Source organism: Coprococcus sp. OM06-34AC (genome assembly GCF_003462545.1).
Classification (GTDB): domain Bacteria; phylum Bacillota; class Clostridia; order Lachnospirales; family Lachnospiraceae; genus Coprococcus; species Coprococcus aceti.
Genome location: NZ_QTZF01000001.1, coordinates 588,019 through 604,356 on the forward strand (window position 1 = coordinate 588,019; position 16,338 = coordinate 604,356).

A 16,338-nucleotide genomic window follows, 5' to 3' on the forward strand; every position below is an offset into this window, starting at 1 on the left:
ACCTTTCAAAGGAGATTTACAAAATGAAAGATAACTGTATAGTAGCTCAGTCAGGAGGTCCTACCGTAGCGATAAATGCTTCGCTGGCAGGTGTCATAGACGGAGTTAAGAAAAGCAACAAATTCACCAGAGTTTACGGTGCAATTCACGGGATCCAGGGAGTGCTGGACAATAATTTCATAGATCTGTCCCTCATGGCCCTCTCAAAATTTCCTCTGGTAAATACTCTGGAGCTCTCCCCTGCAATGTACCTTGGCTCATGCAGATACAAGCTTCCTGATTTTGAGGTTGACTCAAAACCTTATGAGATAATATTTGACAGATTTGAGGAATATCAGGTTGCCGCATTCTTCTATATCGGCGGCAACGACTCTATGGATACAGTGGATAAACTCAGCAAATATGCAAAGAAGATCGGATCGGATGTGAAGATCGTCGGCATCCCTAAGACCATTGACAATGACCTATGCCATACCGACCACACTCCGGGATTTGGCTCTGCAGCCAAGTATGTTGCATCCACCATGCTGGAGATTGCCCACGACACTTACATCTACCAGATACCAAGTGTTGTCATCGTGGAGATTATGGGCCGTGATGCAGGCTGGCTCACCGCTGCATCCTGTCTGGCAAGAAATGACTACAGTCCTGCTCCTCATCTTATATATCTTCCTGAGGTAGACTTCGATGAGGATCAGTTTATAGAGGACATCAAAAATGTATTAAAGACTTCAAGATGTGTCATCGTGGCCGTATCTGAGGGTATACATGATAAGGATGGCAACTACATCAGCGCAACTTCTGCTGTGGCAGACAAGTTCGGACATGCCCAGCTCAGCGGAACCGGCAAGGCTCTCGAGAGTCTTGTTAAGGACAGAATGGATATAAAGGTTCGTTCCATCGAGCTCAATGTGCTCCAGAGATGTGCAGCGCATATTTCCTCAAGGACAGATATCAACGAGTCATTTGCACTTGGCCAGGCTGCTGTAAAATACGCCGCCGAGGGAATGACTGCTGTTATGTCCACGATCAAGCGAGTTTCTAACGATCCATACCAGTGGATCATTGAACCTGAAAATGTATCTCTCATCGCCAACCAGGCTAAGACAATTCCGCTTGAGTGGATCACACCTGAGAAGAATGACGTCACACCTGAGATGGAAGCATATCTCAGACCTCTTATAATCGGCGAGGTTTCCCTTCAGTACAAAGATGGACTTCCTATGTACCTGCCGGTAAACCACCTGCTTTAAAGGATAAAATATCCCTAACACCTCAATATCTGTGGTGTTAGGGATATTTTTTTATTTTATATATCCTACTGCAGATTAGTGTATCCGAGCAGCAGCTCTTCTACTGCCATGGCGGCCTCGCGGCCTTCGCGGATGGCCCATACGACCAGTGACTGGCCTCTGTGCATGTCTCCGGCTACGAATACCTTTGGAACATTTGTTGTATATGAGTTTGGACATGGAGTCTTGACATTTGTTCTCTCGTTGAGTTCCACGCCAAAGCTCTCTGCCACATATGTCTGACATCCGAGGAATCCGGCTGCGATGAGTACCACATCACAGTCAACGATATACTCGCTTCCCTCTATCTCTGTCATAGTCATTCTTCCTGTCTCAGGATTCTTCTTCCAATCGAGCTTCACACACTTGGCTGCCTTGACATTTCCGTCCTTGTCCTTGATGAATTCCTTGACTGTAGTCTCATATATTCTAGGATCATGTCCGTATACTGCTATTGCCTCCTGCTGACCGTAGTCTGTCTTGCAGATCTTCGGCCATTCTGGCCATGGATTGTCTGGTGTTCTTGTATCAGGTGCCTTTGGCATCATCTCAAGCTGTGTAACGCTGACAGCGCCCTCACGGACTGCTGTTCCCACACAGTCATTTCCTGTATCACCACCACCGATGACGAGAACATTCTTGCCTTTACAGTTCACGAACTGCTTGTCAGCAAAGCCCGAATTTACAAGGCTCATTGTCGTAGTCTTGAGGAAATCAACAGCGAAGTAGATTCCCTTTGCATCCCTTCCAGTTGCTTTTATATCTCTTGGATTGGCTGCACCACAGGCAAGCACAACTGCGTCGTATTCCTTGAGCAGATCCTCAGCCTTCACATACTTGAGGTTCTTGTTCTTAAGATAACCTGTCATCTGATCATCCTTCGGACACACAGCCTTCGCAGATGCCTTTCCGGTTGCAACCTCTGTGTTCAGTACGAACTTTATTCCTCTCTTCTTCATGACATCTATTCTTCTGTCTATGATCTGCTTCTCAAGTTTCATGTTTGGGATACCATACATGAGAAGTCCGCCCGGTCTGTCACTTCTCTCATACACAGTCACGTCGTGGCCTCTGCCGATCAGCTGGTCTGCCACGGCCAGTCCCGAAGGACCTGAACCTATGACTGCCACCTTCTTGCCTGAGTGAACCTTTGGCTGTTTATCATTTACAAGGTCATTTGCAAATGCATACTCTATGATGGCTCTCTCGTTCTCACGGACCGACACTGGATCACCGTTTAAGTTACAGGTACATGCCTTCTCACAGAGAGCCGGGCACACACGGCTTGTAAACTCAGGGAAACAGTTGGTCTTGCTGAGTCTTGCAAATGCCTGCTCAAGATTGTCGTTATAGAGCATATCATTCCACTCTGGGATCAGGTTGTTCAGCGGACAGCCCGATGTCATTCCGCATATGTTCATACCTGCCTGGCAGAATGGAACGCCACAGTCCATACATCTTGCAGCCTGCTTTCTCTGCTCATCACGGCTAAGCGGAGTGTGGAATTCATTGAAATTCTTGATTCTGTCCTTAGGAGCAAGCTCTGCGCTTGTCTTTCTCTCATATTCTAAAAATCCAGTTGGTTTTCCCATTCCTACTTACCTCCGTTCTTAACCTTGTAGAATGCTTCGATAGCTGCCTTCTCGCGGCTCAGGCCCTTCTCCTCAAATGCAACTATCATATTCATCATCTTCTTGTAATCCTTTGGTATGATCTTCTTGAACTTTGGAAGATATCCCTCAAAGTCCTCAAGAATCCTCTTGCCTATCTCTGAATTTGTATAATTTACATGATCCATGATGAGCTGCTTCAGCTCGCTCACCTCGTACTTGTCTGTCACAGCCTCTATGGATATCATCTCTTTGTTAAGTCTCTTGTACAGATCGTTGCCCATATCAAGTACATATGCGATACCACCGCTCATTCCGGCTGCAAAGTTCTTGCCTGTTGTTCCAAGAACTACTACTTTACCACCTGTCATGTACTCACATCCGTGATCGCCAACACCCTCAACGACCGCCGTGGCACCAGAGTTACGAACTGCAAATCTCTCGCCGGCAACACCGTTGATGAATGCCTTACCACTTGTGGCACCGTACAGTGCAACGTTTCCTATGATGATGTTATCCTCATGCTTGTACTTAACTGAACGAGGCGGATAAACTATCAGCTTACCACCTGACAGACCCTTGCCGAAGTAATCGTTGCTGTCGCCCACCAGTTCAAGTGTAAGTCCCTTTGGAATAAATGCTCCAAAGCTCTGTCCGCCGGCGCCGTTGCATTTGACGATGTATGTGTCCTCATCAAGTGACTCGCCGTACTTCTTTGTGATCTCTGAACCGAATATCGTTCCAACAGATCTGTCTGTGTTGACCACATCAAGCTCAACGCTCTTCTTCTGTCCCTTCTCAAGTGCCGGTCCGAGTTTCTTCATGAGGATTCTCATATCTACTGTCTTCTCAAGCTGGAAGTCATATACATTCTTCTCATGATACTTTACCTTGTTCTGTGGCATATCAATATATGGATTGTTGATTATCTTATCAAGGATGACATTCCTCTCATCTGCTCTGTCGCTGCTCATCAGTAGATCTGAGCGTCCAACCAGCTCATCGACTGTTCTGACGCCGAGCTTACTCATATACTCACGGAGTTCCTCTGCTATGAACAGCATGAAGTTCTTCACGTACTCAGGCTTTCCTCTGAATCTCTTTCTGAGCTCAGGATTCTGCGTTGCTATTCCGACAGGACATGTGTCAAGGTTACATACCCTCATCATGACACAACCCATTGTTACAAGCGGTGCTGTTGCAAATCCAAATTCCTCAGCTCCGAGCATTGCAGCTATCGCAACGTCACGGCCTGTCATCAGCTTACCGTCTGCCTCAAGGATGACCTTATTTCTGAGATCATTCATGATAAGTGTCTGATGTGTCTCTGCAAGTCCAAGCTCCCAAGGGAGTCCTGCGTAATGGATGGAGTTGTTAGGTGCTGCTCCTGTTCCTCCGTCATAACCTGAGATCAGGATGACCTGTGCTCCGGCCTTTGCAACACCGGCCGCTACTGTACCTACACCAGCCTCAGACACAAGCTTTACTGATATTCTCGCATCACGGTTTGCATTCTTGCAGTCGTAGATGAGCTGTGCAAGATCCTCTATCGAATATATATCGTGATGTGGTGGTGGAGAGATAAGGCTTACTCCCGGTGTCGAAAGTCTTGTCTTTGCGATCCATGGATATACCTTTCCGCCAGGGAGATGTCCGCCCTCTCCAGGCTTTGCTCCCTGTGCCATCTTGATCTGTATCTCCTTGGCACTCACAAGGTATCTCGATGTAACGCCAAATCTTCCTGATGCTACCTGCTTGATGGCTGAGCATCTATTCTTGCCATCCTTGCCGATCGTAAGTCTCTCTATCGACTCACCGCCCTCTCCTGAATTGGACTTACCGCCCAGCTCGTTCATGGCGATGGCCATACACTCATGTGCCTCCTGTGATATACTTCCGTAACTCATGGCACCAGTCTTGAATCTCTTCACAATCTCGCTTGCAGGCTCGACCTCATCGAGTGGAACCGGCTTGTCAGCGAACTTGAAGTCCATGAGACCTCTCAGGTGGAATGGCTTCTGCTCATCGTGGAGCGCTGCTGTGTACTGCTTGAACAGCTTGTAATCGCCGCGCCTTGTAGACTCCTGAAGAAGATGTATAGTAACAGGATTGTACAGGTGCTCCTCCTTGCCGCTTCTGAACTTGTGTGCTCCTATGCTTGTGAGGGCAAGGTTTGTGTTAAGTCCAAGCGGATCAAATGCTGATGAGTGAAGATCATCAACTGTCTTCTCAAGCTCCTTTATACCAGAACCGCCAACACGGCTTACTGTATTTGTAAAGTATCTGTCCACAACGTCCTTTGAAAGACCGATACACTCAAATATCTGTGATCCCATGTATGACTGGATCGTTGATACACCCATCTTGGATGCGATCTTTACTATTCCGTGGCATATTGCACTGTTGTAATCATCGACAGCCGCATTGAAATCCTTGTTCAGCAGATGCGAATCTACCATCTGCTTGATCGTCTCTATTGCCAGATATGGATTGACTGCACATGCACCATATCCGAGAAGTGTTGCAAAGTGGTGAACATTTCTTGGATCAGCACTCTCAAGGATGATCGCAACCGCTGTTCTCTTCTTGGTTCTTACCAGGTGCTTCTGCATAGCTGATACTGCAAGGAGTGATGGTATTGCAACATGGTTCTCATCCACACCTCTGTCTGAGAGGATGAGGATGTTTACACCGTCCCTGTAGAGCTTGTCGGCCTCGATAAACAGTCTGTCGAGAGCCTTCTCCATGGATGTGTTCTTATAATAAAGAATCGGAAGTGTCGCAACCTTAAGTCCCGGTACATTCATATTCTTGATCTTCAAAAGATCCGTATTTGTCAGTATTGGATGGTTGATCTTCAGCACATGACAGTTCTCCGGCTTCTCCTCGAGGATGTTTCCGTCCTTTCCGAGATATACCGATGTGGATGTGACAACTTCCTCTCTGATTGCATCGATAGGTGGGTTTGTAACCTGTGCAAATAACTGCTTGAAGAAGTTGAACAGTGGCTTGTGGCTGTTCGAGAGAACTGCAAGTGGTGTATCAGTACCCATGGCACTGATTGCCTCTGCACCTTTCTCTGCCATAGGATATATGGTATTCTTGAAATCCTCGTAGGTATATCCAAATGCCTTCTGAAGTCTTGCCCTCTCCTCGTCTGTATACTCCTGAACTCTGATATTCGGGATCTTCAGATCAGCGAGATGTACAAGATTGCTGTCTACCCACTCTCCGTAAGGCTTTGCAAGCGCGTATTTCTCCTTGATCTCCTCATCTGAGATAAGACGTCCGTTCACTGTATCTACCAGAAGCATCTTGCCAGGTCTGAGTCGGTCTTTCTTCACGATCTTGGATGGATCAACGTCCAGGACTCCGACCTCAGACGAAAGTACAAGGTAATCATCATCTGTGATATAGTATCTCGATGGTCTCAGTCCGTTTCTATCAAGAACTGCTCCCATGAGCTCACCGTCTGTGAATAATATAGAAGCAGGACCATCCCAAGGCTCCATCATGGTTGCGTAATACTGGTAGAAATCCTTCTTCTCCTGACTCATGGCTCTATCGTTCTCCCATGGCTCAGGGATCGTGATCATGACTGCCATAGGAAGCGGTATTCCGTTGAGTACAAGGAACTCAAGACAGTTGTCAAGTCTTGCTGAATCCGAACCATCAGGATCAAGAACAGGCATGACCTTGTACATCTCATCCTGCATGATGGTCGACTCCATAGTCTCCTCACGGGCGATCATCTTGTCCTCATTTCCTCTTATTGTATTGATCTCACCATTGTGGCACAGATATCTGTATGGATGAGCTCTGAGCCATGATGGTGTTGTATTCGTTGAAAATCTTGAATGAACAAGTCCTATAGCTGACTCATAGTCTGGATCCTGAAGGTCGTTGTAGAACTTCCTGAGTTCACCGACAAGGAACATTCCTTTATATACTATAGTCTTGCTGGAAAGTGATGGAACATACGTGTCATCATTGCTCTCCTCAAATATTCGTCTGACGAAGTAGAGCTTTCTGTCGAAGTCCATACCGGCCTTCACTGTCTCAGGTCTTCTGATGAATGCCTGCATGATGCATGGCATGACATCTATTGCCTTCTTGCCAAGGATTCCAGGTGTTGTAGGAACCTCTCTCCAGCAAATGAACTCGAGGCCTTCCTTCTCCACTATGACCTCAAACATTTTCATAGCCTGCTTGCGCGCCAGCTCCTTCTGTGGAAAGAAGAACATTCCTATTCCATAATCGCCTTCCTTTCCAAGGTCATATCCAAGCTCTGCTAAAGCCTTGGTGAAGAACTTATGTGATATCTGAAGGAGTATGCCTACACCGTCTCCGGTCTTGCCCTCTGCGTCCTTTCCTGCTCTGTGCTCAAGATTCTCAACAATCTTGAGTGCATTGTTCACTGTGTCATGTGTCTTTATACCCTTGATATTGACAACGGCACCGATACCACAGTTATCGTGCTCAAAGCTTGGGTCGTATAATCCGGTATTCTCCGCTCTCTTATTCTCAATCATGTCCTGTTCCGTCCTTTCCATGTTTTTGTCATTCGCAACGATATTTTGCTTTTAGCTTTTGTTTCTCAAGTAAATATTGTTATTTTTGTATTTTTCTCAAGTCATTTATCGTTTTTGATATATTACTACCATTTACCCTGTTTGTAAACATCTTTTTTCAATAAATTATCTGACAGTTTTCGATTAAAAAACAATGCTCTGTAATGTATATACAATTCTTTATGTTGTAGCCTTTCTTTAAGCATCGGATGTCTCATATCTCAATGTCCCCGATGCATAAAAAAAGGAAGCCCCATATCTGAAGCTTCCTTGCTTAATTATTATGTTTAGTTTTTTATTCCTCGACGATCATTCCCTTTGGAGGAGTTGTTATCGTCCTAAGATCTCCATCCTCGTCGCTTCCATCTGATATTCCATCACCCGGAGCCTCCGTCGTCACCTTGACCTTCTGTGCCTTAACACCTGATATGCTCTCTATATTGCTGCTTATCTGCTTTACTGTGCCTGATATGACGTATTTGTCAGCACCATACAGATATTCGTGTAATGCCTCCACATTGGATGCCATATCAGCAGCCACAAGGCAGTTACCCTTGTCCGAGAGTTCCTTTGCCTCATATGCAAATGGGAATCCTGCGGTATCTACAACCTTATATCCAGCCACATCCTTGACAAGAGCATGTATATCGTCCTTGTTAAGACTTGTTGATATACATTTAAATGAAACATCAACAAATGAATCAAGTGAACCTGTGTCTGCACTGAGCAGCTTGTCTATAACCTTCATGAGGACTATTCTCTGTCTCTCGGTTCTTGTTATATCTCCCTGGCCAGTGGATCGTATTCTTGAATATGCAACTGCCTGCTGTCCATCAAGAGTATACTCTCCTGCCTCAGTTATTCCTGATGAATATTTGCCTGACAGGCTTATCTGCTCTGCAAGGTTCTTATTGAAGTTGTTCACCTCTTCATCAACGACCTTGACATCAACGCCTCCAACAGCATCGATTATACTTGCCATTGCACTGAAATCAACTGCCACATAATCTGTGATATTCAGGTCGAGATTGGTATTCAGTGTGTTGATAGCTGTAACCGCACCGCCGAGCTGGTATGCGTAATTCACCTTCTGTGTGGTATCCATGGAACCGCTTGCTATCTCCATCAGAGTATCTCTGTATACAGATACAAGCTTGATCTCCTTGGTGCTCTCATTGATGCTCACTATCATTATACTGTCACTGTTAGTTCCTGAATTCATATTCGAATCTCTGGAATCCACTCCGTAGAGTGCAATGGCACGATATCCCTTGGTCGCATCCTTGACACCGTCATTGACAAGTATCTGATCTGCACTTATCTCATTGATATCCATCTCATTGTACTTCATTCTGGCATAATTCTTGACATATATTATACATATGAGTATAAACAGTGCAAGCAGGACAAAGAACGCTATCGCCCACACTCTTGTACTGATGTTAAGCTTCTTTCTCTCCGGATTGACAACCTTTGGATCAGCCTCATCGAGAAGATTCTCCCTGAAGAACTTTTCGCTGTCTGACTCCTCGTCCTCCTCAGGCTCTTCCTCATCATCCTCAAGCTCCACTTCATCGAAGCCCAATGCTTTGCCTATGTCTCCAAGTCCCAGATCAGCCGTATCTGATTCCGAATAACTGAGCTTATCCTCATCAATATCATTCTCTATACGCTCAAGCTCATCCATGTCCAGCATGTCATCTGTTCTTCGGGATGATACTGTCGAAGCCTCTTCAACAGGCTCTGCCTCTGCAGCTTCCTCGACCTCATCGTCAAGGACAGGCTCCGTATTCTTCTCCAGAATATCTGCCGGCTCAGTCTTCTGTTCATGCTCTTCTACTGGCTGTGTGGCAGTTTCTACAACTTCCGCATCACTCTCCTGCGGCTCAGTGATCTTGTTATCTTCCTCAACAGGCTCTTCCTTTTTCTCAGCTTCTTTCATCTGCTGGCGGCGCTCAAGCTCCTGCTGAACCTTAAGCTTTCTTGCCTCTTCGCGGGCATTCTGCTCTCTCTCGAACTCCAGCCTCTCAACCTCAGCCTTTGCCTTTGCAACATTTCTCTGGGTGCGTTCCCACGCCTCACGTCTAAGCTCCTCATGTCTTGTCTGCACATCTGTCTCAATATTGTCAACTTCTCTGAGCAGATTGTCCACAGATGAGCTTCCTGTGCTCTGTATACTCCTGCGTGGTCTCTGGGCAGCTTTTGAAGGTCTCTGCACGGTACTCTGATTGCTCTGTGTCCTCGGTACAGTGCCCTGTGTCCTCTTCACCGGACCTCTGTCCACAGCTCTGTCTGCTACAGGCTGTCCGGTCTGTCTCTGCTTTGCCCGGGCCTCACTCTTCACTCTTCTTGCCCTGCTGTCCTCGTGATAATACTCGTCATAATCCTCTTCCGGCTTCACAGGTCTGGAAATATTCTTCTGAGGCTTCTTCTCCGGCTTCTTCTCCGGCTTCTTCTCCGGCTTCTTTTCCGGTCTCTTATCAGCCTTTCTCTCCGGCTCAGGATCACGTCTTTTTTCTTTCTTCTTTTTATCCCCGAACAACAATGATCCTATCAATCCACCATCATCAAGATAATCATCATCGTCATCCAGCCAATCCATGTCCTCATCGTACCTGGATCTCATTCCATTTTTCTTCTTATTATCCATTGGAACTCCTTTTTCAAATATCTAAAAATGTCGTTACCTCGCTCTATAATACATTATATTTTTTCCTTTTACAACATGTATTATATCTTAATTAGTATAAATACCTTCATATTAACACTATTTTATTTGACACATGATGTATAAAAAAGTATACTCGTATTAATAATGTCTAAATATCAATGCTTATTTTTTAAGGAGCAGGAAATGGATAATAACAATATTACTTTGTCGGTGGTTATGCCCGCCTACAATGAAGAACAGCACATCAAAGATAATCTTCTTGAGACTAGCCGAATACTCAGCCGTTTTCTTCATCGTTATGAGATAATCGCTGTGAATGACGGCAGCAAGGACTCCACAGGCAAACTTATTGCCGAGGCAGCCGAAATGGATTCTCATATTGTAGATACAGGATATGATGTCAATCAGGGAAAGGGACATGCTATCACAACCGGAATTGCCAAAGCTTCCGGCAAATATATAGCATTCCTTGATTCTGACCTTGAACTGAGTCCATCTCTTCTCAAGCCATTTATGAAGCAGATGAGGGACACCAGTTCTGACATAGTCATAGGATCAAAGCTTCACCCTGAATCCAAGCTTGATTATCCTCCTATTAGAAGAGTCATGAGCTACAGCTATTATATTATGCTCAAAATGCTGTTTCATCTTGGTATCCATGACACCCAGACCGGTATAAAGCTTTTCAAAGCAGAAGTCATAAAGCCGATTGCCGAGAACCTTTCCATATCGGGCTATGCCTTTGATATTGAAATCCTTGTGGCTGCACACAGACAGGGATATTCGATATCCGAAGCTCCTATCGTCCTGAATTACAGCAGGGACGATGCAGCAGATGGAAGAAGGATCAAGATCAAGGACATTTGGAAGGTATTCACAGACACTATTGAGATCAAGAAGAAATATCATTAATTTAGGGATTATACACGGATAGAGAAAATAAATACAAACTACACATTTATTAAGGAGATTTTTATGAATTACGAAAACGCTTACAAGCTTCTCGAAGAAAAAGGACAGCTACACTTATTAAAGTATTATGATACTCTCAGCGAGGCTGAACAGACAGCACTCCTGAACCAGATCAGTGAAATTGATTTCTCACTTATCGATATGATCGGACAAAATTCATCAGGAAGTGATTCTGATATCGCTCCCGTTGCAGCTCTCCAGATGGACAGCATTGCAGAAAAGTATGATATATACAAGAACGCAGGCCTTGAAGCCATCAAAGCTGGCGATCTGGCACTGGTCCTCCTGGCAGGTGGTCAGGGCACCCGTCTTGGATTCTCCGGTCCTAAGGGAACCTTCAACGTCGGTGTCACCAAGGATATGTTTATATTCCAGCTTCTCATCGAGCACACCCTCGATATTGTGAAGATGGCAGATACCTGGATCCATTTCTTCATCATGACCAATGAGAAGAACCACGATGACACAACATCATTCTTCAAAGAGCATGACTACTTCGGTTACAATCCTGAATATGTTCATTTCTTTAAACAGGAAATGGTTCCTTCAGTGGACTTCAACGGCAAGATATATCTCGAGGAGAAGGGAAAGGTTGCCATGTCTCCTAACGGCAACGGTGGATGGTTCTCATCCCTCTGCAAGGCAGGCCACCTCGACAAGCTCACGAAATACGGAATCAAGTATATAAATGTATTCTCAGTTGACAATGTACTTCAGAGAATCGCAGACCCAGTATTCCTCGGAGCAGTTCTCACAGAGGGCTTCCTCTCCGGCGGAAAGGTTGTCAAAAAAGCATACCCGGACGAGAAGGTTGGCGTCCTGTGTACTAACCACGGAAAGCCATATATCGTCGAGTATTATGAACTCACAGATGCCATGCGTGATGAGCGCGATGCCAACGGCGATTACGCTTACAACTATGGAGTTACATTAAACTATATTTTCCCGGTTGACAGACTGATGAAGATCATGAATGAAAGTATGCCTCTCCACATCGTCAAGAAGGCTATCCCTTATGTCGGTGAGGATGGAGAGATCGTCAAGCCATCAGAGCCAAACGGCTACAAATTTGAGACACTGGCTCTCGATATGATCGCTTATATGGGAACATGTCTTCCATTTGAGGTCGACAGAGAGAAGGAATTTGCTCCTATAAAGAATGCTACAGGAAATGATTCTATAGACTCAGCCAGAGAGCTCCTCAAAAAGAACGGCTACACACTTTAATCCATGAATATATAACAAAATAACAGGTCGATGGTATATGCCATCGACCTGTTATTTTTATTCTGCCTCATTCTTCTGCTGTTTTTCTTTTTCTCTTCGGAATATCTCATCTATCGCTTCCCTGACAAGCTCTGACATAGATACCTGTCGCACCGCCGCACATTCACTGAGCTTCCGATGAGTATCTGTATCTATCCTAAGTCTCAGGATCGTATCTTTTCTCTTTTCCGTCGGCCTTCCCGGGCCTCTCTTCTTATTGTCATCCGTCATTTCTTTTCTCCGCCATATAATTTATTCCTATCAGAACAGATATTTTACAACACCATTTACCGCATAACACATGAAGTAAAAGCAGCTTCTTGTAACTCCATATCCAACTTTTCTGTATACGGCAAATGTCTTTTTTGCAGACGACAGTTTTGAACCAGACTTACTGTTTCTCATCTGCCTGTATAATAGCAACGGCTCATTTATCGCAACCGAGCTTCCGTATTCCTTCAGTATCTGCAGCCAGCAAATATAATCCTCATGGATATCGTCGTTGCCCATCGGATATCTGAGTGCAACCTGTCTGTCCATCACAACCGATGAACAATTGATCACATTTCCTCTGAGTAGCATCTTATAGGTGACCTTTTCAGGAACTCCGATCACTTTTCCCGTTCTGGATCCGTCTTCGTTCACAAGCTCCCTGGCCGTAGAACACAGAACCGCACCTGTCTGCTCCATAAGCTTCAACTGTTTAACCAGTTTATCAGGCTGCCACTGATCATCCGAATCTATAAATGCAACGTATCTGCAAGTTGCAGCCGCAACCCCGCGGTTACGCGAAGCTGCAACTCCCATATTTTTTTCATTTCTGATGATATTCACACGGTCATCTTCCGCGTATCCATCAAGTGCTCCTGTCAGATCATCCGTCGAACAGTCATCAACTATTATGACCTCCACAGGAATCCCCTGCTTCATAACTGAATCCACCGCAGAATAAATGGTTCTGCTGCTGTTATACGCCGGAATTATCACCGATACTTTTTCTCCAGTCATCACACACACCTACATCGATATATATCGCTTATTATTTATCTGTTTTCTGCACAGTCTTTCCGAGGTCATAGAATGCATCCTCAGACTCATCAAGCCCTTCCGGCTTCACATTTACAGGTGAAGGTATCTGTACCTTCTCGCCATCCCTGAGTGCCGTGGTCATATTTGATGCGATTCCCTCTGATGTCTCCTTCTGGAACATGATCTTTACCGTCAGGAGCATCAGCTTGAGATCAAGCCATATTGAATACTGCTCATAATAGGTAAGATCCAGCTTAACCTTATCTCTAGGGGTTGTGTTGTATTTGCCGTAAACCTGTGCATATCCCGTAAGTCCGGCCTTCATCTTGAGTCTGTAGTCAAACTCAGGGAATGTCTTCTTATAAAGCTCGGCGATCTCCGGTCTCTCAGGTCTCGGTCCGACAAGTGACATATCACCCTTGAGTACGTTGAAAAGCTGTGGCAGTTCATCAAGATGCAGCTTTCTGAGCCATTTTCCCACAGGGGTTATTCTGTCATCATCCTTCTTTGCAAGCTGTGCTCCACCGGCCTCTGAATCCATCTTCATACTTCTGAACTTTATGATCTTGAACACCTTACCATTAAGCGTCAGTCTGTCCTGCTTGTAGAAAACCGGTCCTCTGTCATAAAGCCATATAGAAAGTGCTGATATGAGCATAAATGGCGATGCTATGACAAGCAATATAAATCCACACACAAGATCCATGATCCTTTTGATGATCATGTCATCTCCTGTAAGCCCCTGGTTTCTTGACAACAGGATAGGTGTATCAAACAAATGTATCGGTTCTGCGCCGAGTATGATTATATCGGAAAGTTTTGGCACAACATATGATCTTATGGAATGTTCGAAACAATACTTCACAAGCTCATTTCTGATATAGGCCTTTGTCTCACAGATGATTACTCCATCGTACTGGAGTATCTTCTCCTTAATTGCCTGCTCGCCCTCACTTACATGTATCCTGTCTTCTATTACATACTTATCCTTACGGGCATTGATCTTGTCTATAAACTCCATCGGAGTCTTATATCCATATACCAACAGCAGATGCCTTGGCGGATACATTTTCGCATAAAGAAATCTGCAGGCAAATATCCAAATCAGGATGACTATTGCCTCAAGTACGGTAACCTCGAGCAAAGGTCCAGGATTTACGTAGTCACGACAGATTATACAAAGCTGTAAATAACCAACCACATTTGCACACACAAGTGCCAACAGCTGTGAATATACTATATCAAGCAGTCTGAAGAATCCGACTCTGTAACCACCATATAGCTTGGTAAAAAGTATGATGATGATTCCATACATTCCGATAACCGCCCAGTTTCCTCTTCTCCAGAACGGAAGCGTAAGCGTTACCTCATAATCCCGGTACCACATGAGTCCAAACAGCACCAGCTCCACAGCAATGAGTACGCAAGCCTCACCCACTGTTATGAGACGTTTGTACCTATCCCTCTTTCTAACTCTTCTGTTTTCTTCCATATTAAAGCATCTCCCTAAGCATCTTGTTGACAGATCCAGGATCTGCTTTACCCTTCATAGCTTTCATAACCTGTCCGACAAGTGCTCCGAGAGCCTTCTCCTTGCCGCCTCTGTAATCATCAACAGCCTTTGGATTGTTATCTATGGCTGCCTGGCATGCCTCCTTAAGTGCATCGTCATCCTGAACAGTTGCAAGTCCGTTATCCTTGACATACTTCTCAGGATCAATATTGTCTGCAAATATCTTTTCAAATACTTCCTTTGCAACACCGCCATTGATAACCCTGTCATCAACAAGCTTGATGAGCTTCGCAAGATTCTCCGCTGAAAACTTCAGGTCTTCCGCATCAACACTGTTCTCCTTCATCAGTCTCATGGTCTCTCCCATGATCCAGTTGGAAACCTTCTTTGCAGGTGCTCCCAGTGCGATGGCATCCTCAAACAGATCTGCCAGCTTCTTGGAGGCCGTGATGATGTCTATATCATAGTCAGGAATCGCATATTCCTCTTTGTATCTTATCTTCTTCTCGTCTCTGAACTCAGGCTGTGCATCCCTTACCTGCTGGAGCCACTCATCGCTGATGTGGATAGGTACAAGGTCAGGATCAGGGAAATATCTGTAATCCTGTGCATCCTCCTTGGATCTCATAGGATATGAATACTCCTTAGTATCATCCCATCTTCTTGTCTCCTGGACAACATTTTCACCAGACTCGATGAGATCGATCTGTCTCTCTCTCTCATTCTCTATGGCTCTGGCAATGGCTTTGAATGAGTTCAGGTTCTTGGTCTCTGTACGTGTGCCAAACTCCTCTGAGCCAACCTCTCTGATCGAAAGATTGACATCAGCACGCATGGATCCCTCATTCAGCTTACAGTCTGAAGCTCCGAGATACTGTATCGTCTCCCTGAGCTTTTCAAGATATGCTATTACATCCTCCGCAGATCTCATGTCAGGCTCAGATACTATCTCTATAAGAGGCACACCTGAACGGTTGAAATCCACAAGTGAGCTGTCTGTATATGGATCATGGACAAGCTTACCTGCATCCTCCTCCATATGTATCTCATGGATCCTCACATATTTCTTAACTCCGTCAACCTCTATCTCAACCTTACCGTCCCTGCATATTGGATAGTAGAGCTGTGATATCTGGTAGTTCTGTGGGTTGTCCGGATAGAAATAGTTCTTTCGGTCAAACTTGCAATTCTGTGTGATAATGCAGTTTGTTGCAAGACCAACCGCAATCGCTTTATTCACAACCTCTTTGTTAAGTACCGGAAGTGAGCCCGGCATTCCTGTACATACAGGACACGTATGTGTATTCGGAGCTCCTCCAAATGCTGTGCTGCAGCCGCAGAATATCTTCGTCTTAGTCGCAAGCTCTACATGGACCTCAAGTCCGATGACTGTCTCATATGTCTTTGCCATCTC

Annotated in this window: 10 protein-coding genes; 3 read left to right on the plus strand and 7 right to left on the minus strand. The window is 45.1% G+C overall.

The window, feature by feature from the left end; translation table 11 throughout:
* Window positions 1–23 precede the first annotated feature (23 nt).
* A complete protein-coding gene (locus DXB91_RS02590) occupies window positions 24–1,253 on the plus strand; it encodes a 6-phosphofructokinase (RefSeq protein ID WP_055223744.1) in 1,230 nt (409 codons plus the stop codon).
* 65 nt (window positions 1,254–1,318) lie between these two features.
* Here the strand turns inward: DXB91_RS02590 and DXB91_RS02595 are convergent, their stop codons facing one another.
* From DXB91_RS02595 to DXB91_RS02605, 3 genes are all read right to left on the minus strand, one after another.
* Window positions 1,319–2,884, minus strand: coding sequence for a glutamate synthase subunit beta (locus DXB91_RS02595; RefSeq protein ID WP_118016734.1), 1,566 nt, complete (start codon window positions 2,882–2,884; stop codon window positions 1,319–1,321).
* A gap of 2 nt (window positions 2,885–2,886) precedes the next feature.
* Complete coding sequence (gene gltB / locus DXB91_RS02600; protein WP_015533222.1) at window positions 2,887–7,434, minus strand: glutamate synthase large subunit; 4,548 nt, start codon at window positions 7,432–7,434, stop codon at window positions 2,887–2,889.
* A gap of 334 nt (window positions 7,435–7,768) precedes the next feature.
* Window positions 7,769–10,123, minus strand: coding sequence for an LCP family glycopolymer transferase (locus DXB91_RS02605; RefSeq protein ID WP_118016735.1), 2,355 nt, complete (start codon window positions 10,121–10,123; stop codon window positions 7,769–7,771).
* Window positions 10,124–10,327: 204 nt separating this feature from the next.
* On the opposite strand from DXB91_RS02605, the gene DXB91_RS02610 reads away from it, so the two are divergent.
* Window positions 10,328–11,056 carry a glycosyltransferase gene (locus tag DXB91_RS02610; protein WP_118016736.1) on the plus strand — a complete coding sequence of 243 codons (729 nt, stop codon included), beginning with the start codon at window positions 10,328–10,330 and terminating at the stop codon, window positions 11,054–11,056.
* Between the two features lie 63 nt (window positions 11,057–11,119).
* Entirely contained in the window at window positions 11,120–12,343 is a 1,224-nt protein-coding gene (locus tag DXB91_RS02615) for a UDPGP type 1 family protein (protein ID WP_118016737.1), read from the plus strand.
* Between the two features lie 57 nt (window positions 12,344–12,400).
* Here the strand turns inward: DXB91_RS02615 and DXB91_RS02620 are convergent, their stop codons facing one another.
* Genes DXB91_RS02620 through gatB form a run of 4 tightly spaced genes read right to left on the minus strand, consistent with a single transcriptional unit; the run spans window position 12,401 to window position 16,335 of the window.
* The gene (locus DXB91_RS02620) at window positions 12,401–12,613 is read right to left on the minus strand and encodes a toxin-antitoxin system HicB family antitoxin (protein WP_055273599.1); all 213 of its coding nucleotides are present in this window, start codon (window positions 12,611–12,613) and stop codon (window positions 12,401–12,403) included.
* A 30-nt stretch (window positions 12,614–12,643) separates the two neighbouring features.
* On the minus strand, window positions 12,644–13,390 hold the full coding sequence (locus DXB91_RS02625) for a glycosyltransferase family 2 protein (RefSeq protein WP_118016738.1): 747 nt from the start codon (window positions 13,388–13,390) through the stop codon (window positions 12,644–12,646).
* A 31-nt stretch (window positions 13,391–13,421) separates the two neighbouring features.
* Window positions 13,422–14,903: a sugar transferase gene (locus tag DXB91_RS02630; RefSeq protein ID WP_118016739.1), complete on the minus strand. Its 1,482-nt coding sequence runs from the start codon at window positions 14,901–14,903 to the stop codon at window positions 13,422–13,424.
* A 1-nt stretch (window position 14,904) separates the two neighbouring features.
* A complete protein-coding gene (gene gatB, locus DXB91_RS02635) occupies window positions 14,905–16,335 on the minus strand; it encodes an Asp-tRNA(Asn)/Glu-tRNA(Gln) amidotransferase subunit GatB (protein WP_118016740.1) in 1,431 nt (476 codons plus the stop codon).
* Between the last annotated feature and the right edge of the window lie 3 nt (window positions 16,336–16,338).

Excerpts from the sequence above, each read along its gene's own strand:
- DXB91_RS02590 (WP_055223744.1), top strand. The coding sequence starts at position 24 with ATGAAAGATAACTGTATAGTAGCTCAGTCAGGAGGTCCTACCGTAGCG.
- DXB91_RS02595 (WP_118016734.1), bottom strand. The coding sequence starts at position 2,884 with ATGGGAAAACCAACTGGATTTTTAGAATATGAGAGAAAGACAAGCGCA.
- gltB (WP_015533222.1), bottom strand. The coding sequence starts at position 7,434 with ATGATTGAGAATAAGAGAGCGGAGAATACCGGATTATACGACCCAAGC.
- DXB91_RS02605 (WP_118016735.1), bottom strand. The coding sequence starts at position 10,123 with ATGGATAATAAGAAGAAAAATGGAATGAGATCCAGGTACGATGAGGAC.
- DXB91_RS02610 (WP_118016736.1), top strand. The coding sequence starts at position 10,328 with ATGGATAATAACAATATTACTTTGTCGGTGGTTATGCCCGCCTACAAT.
- DXB91_RS02615 (WP_118016737.1), top strand. The coding sequence starts at position 11,120 with ATGAATTACGAAAACGCTTACAAGCTTCTCGAAGAAAAAGGACAGCTA.
- DXB91_RS02620 (WP_055273599.1), bottom strand. The coding sequence starts at position 12,613 with ATGACGGATGACAATAAGAAGAGAGGCCCGGGAAGGCCGACGGAAAAG.
- DXB91_RS02625 (WP_118016738.1), bottom strand. The coding sequence starts at position 13,390 with ATGACTGGAGAAAAAGTATCGGTGATAATTCCGGCGTATAACAGCAGC.
- DXB91_RS02630 (WP_118016739.1), bottom strand. The coding sequence starts at position 14,903 with ATGGAAGAAAACAGAAGAGTTAGAAAGAGGGATAGGTACAAACGTCTC.
- gatB (WP_118016740.1), bottom strand. The coding sequence starts at position 16,335 with ATGGCAAAGACATATGAGACAGTCATCGGACTTGAGGTCCATGTAGAG.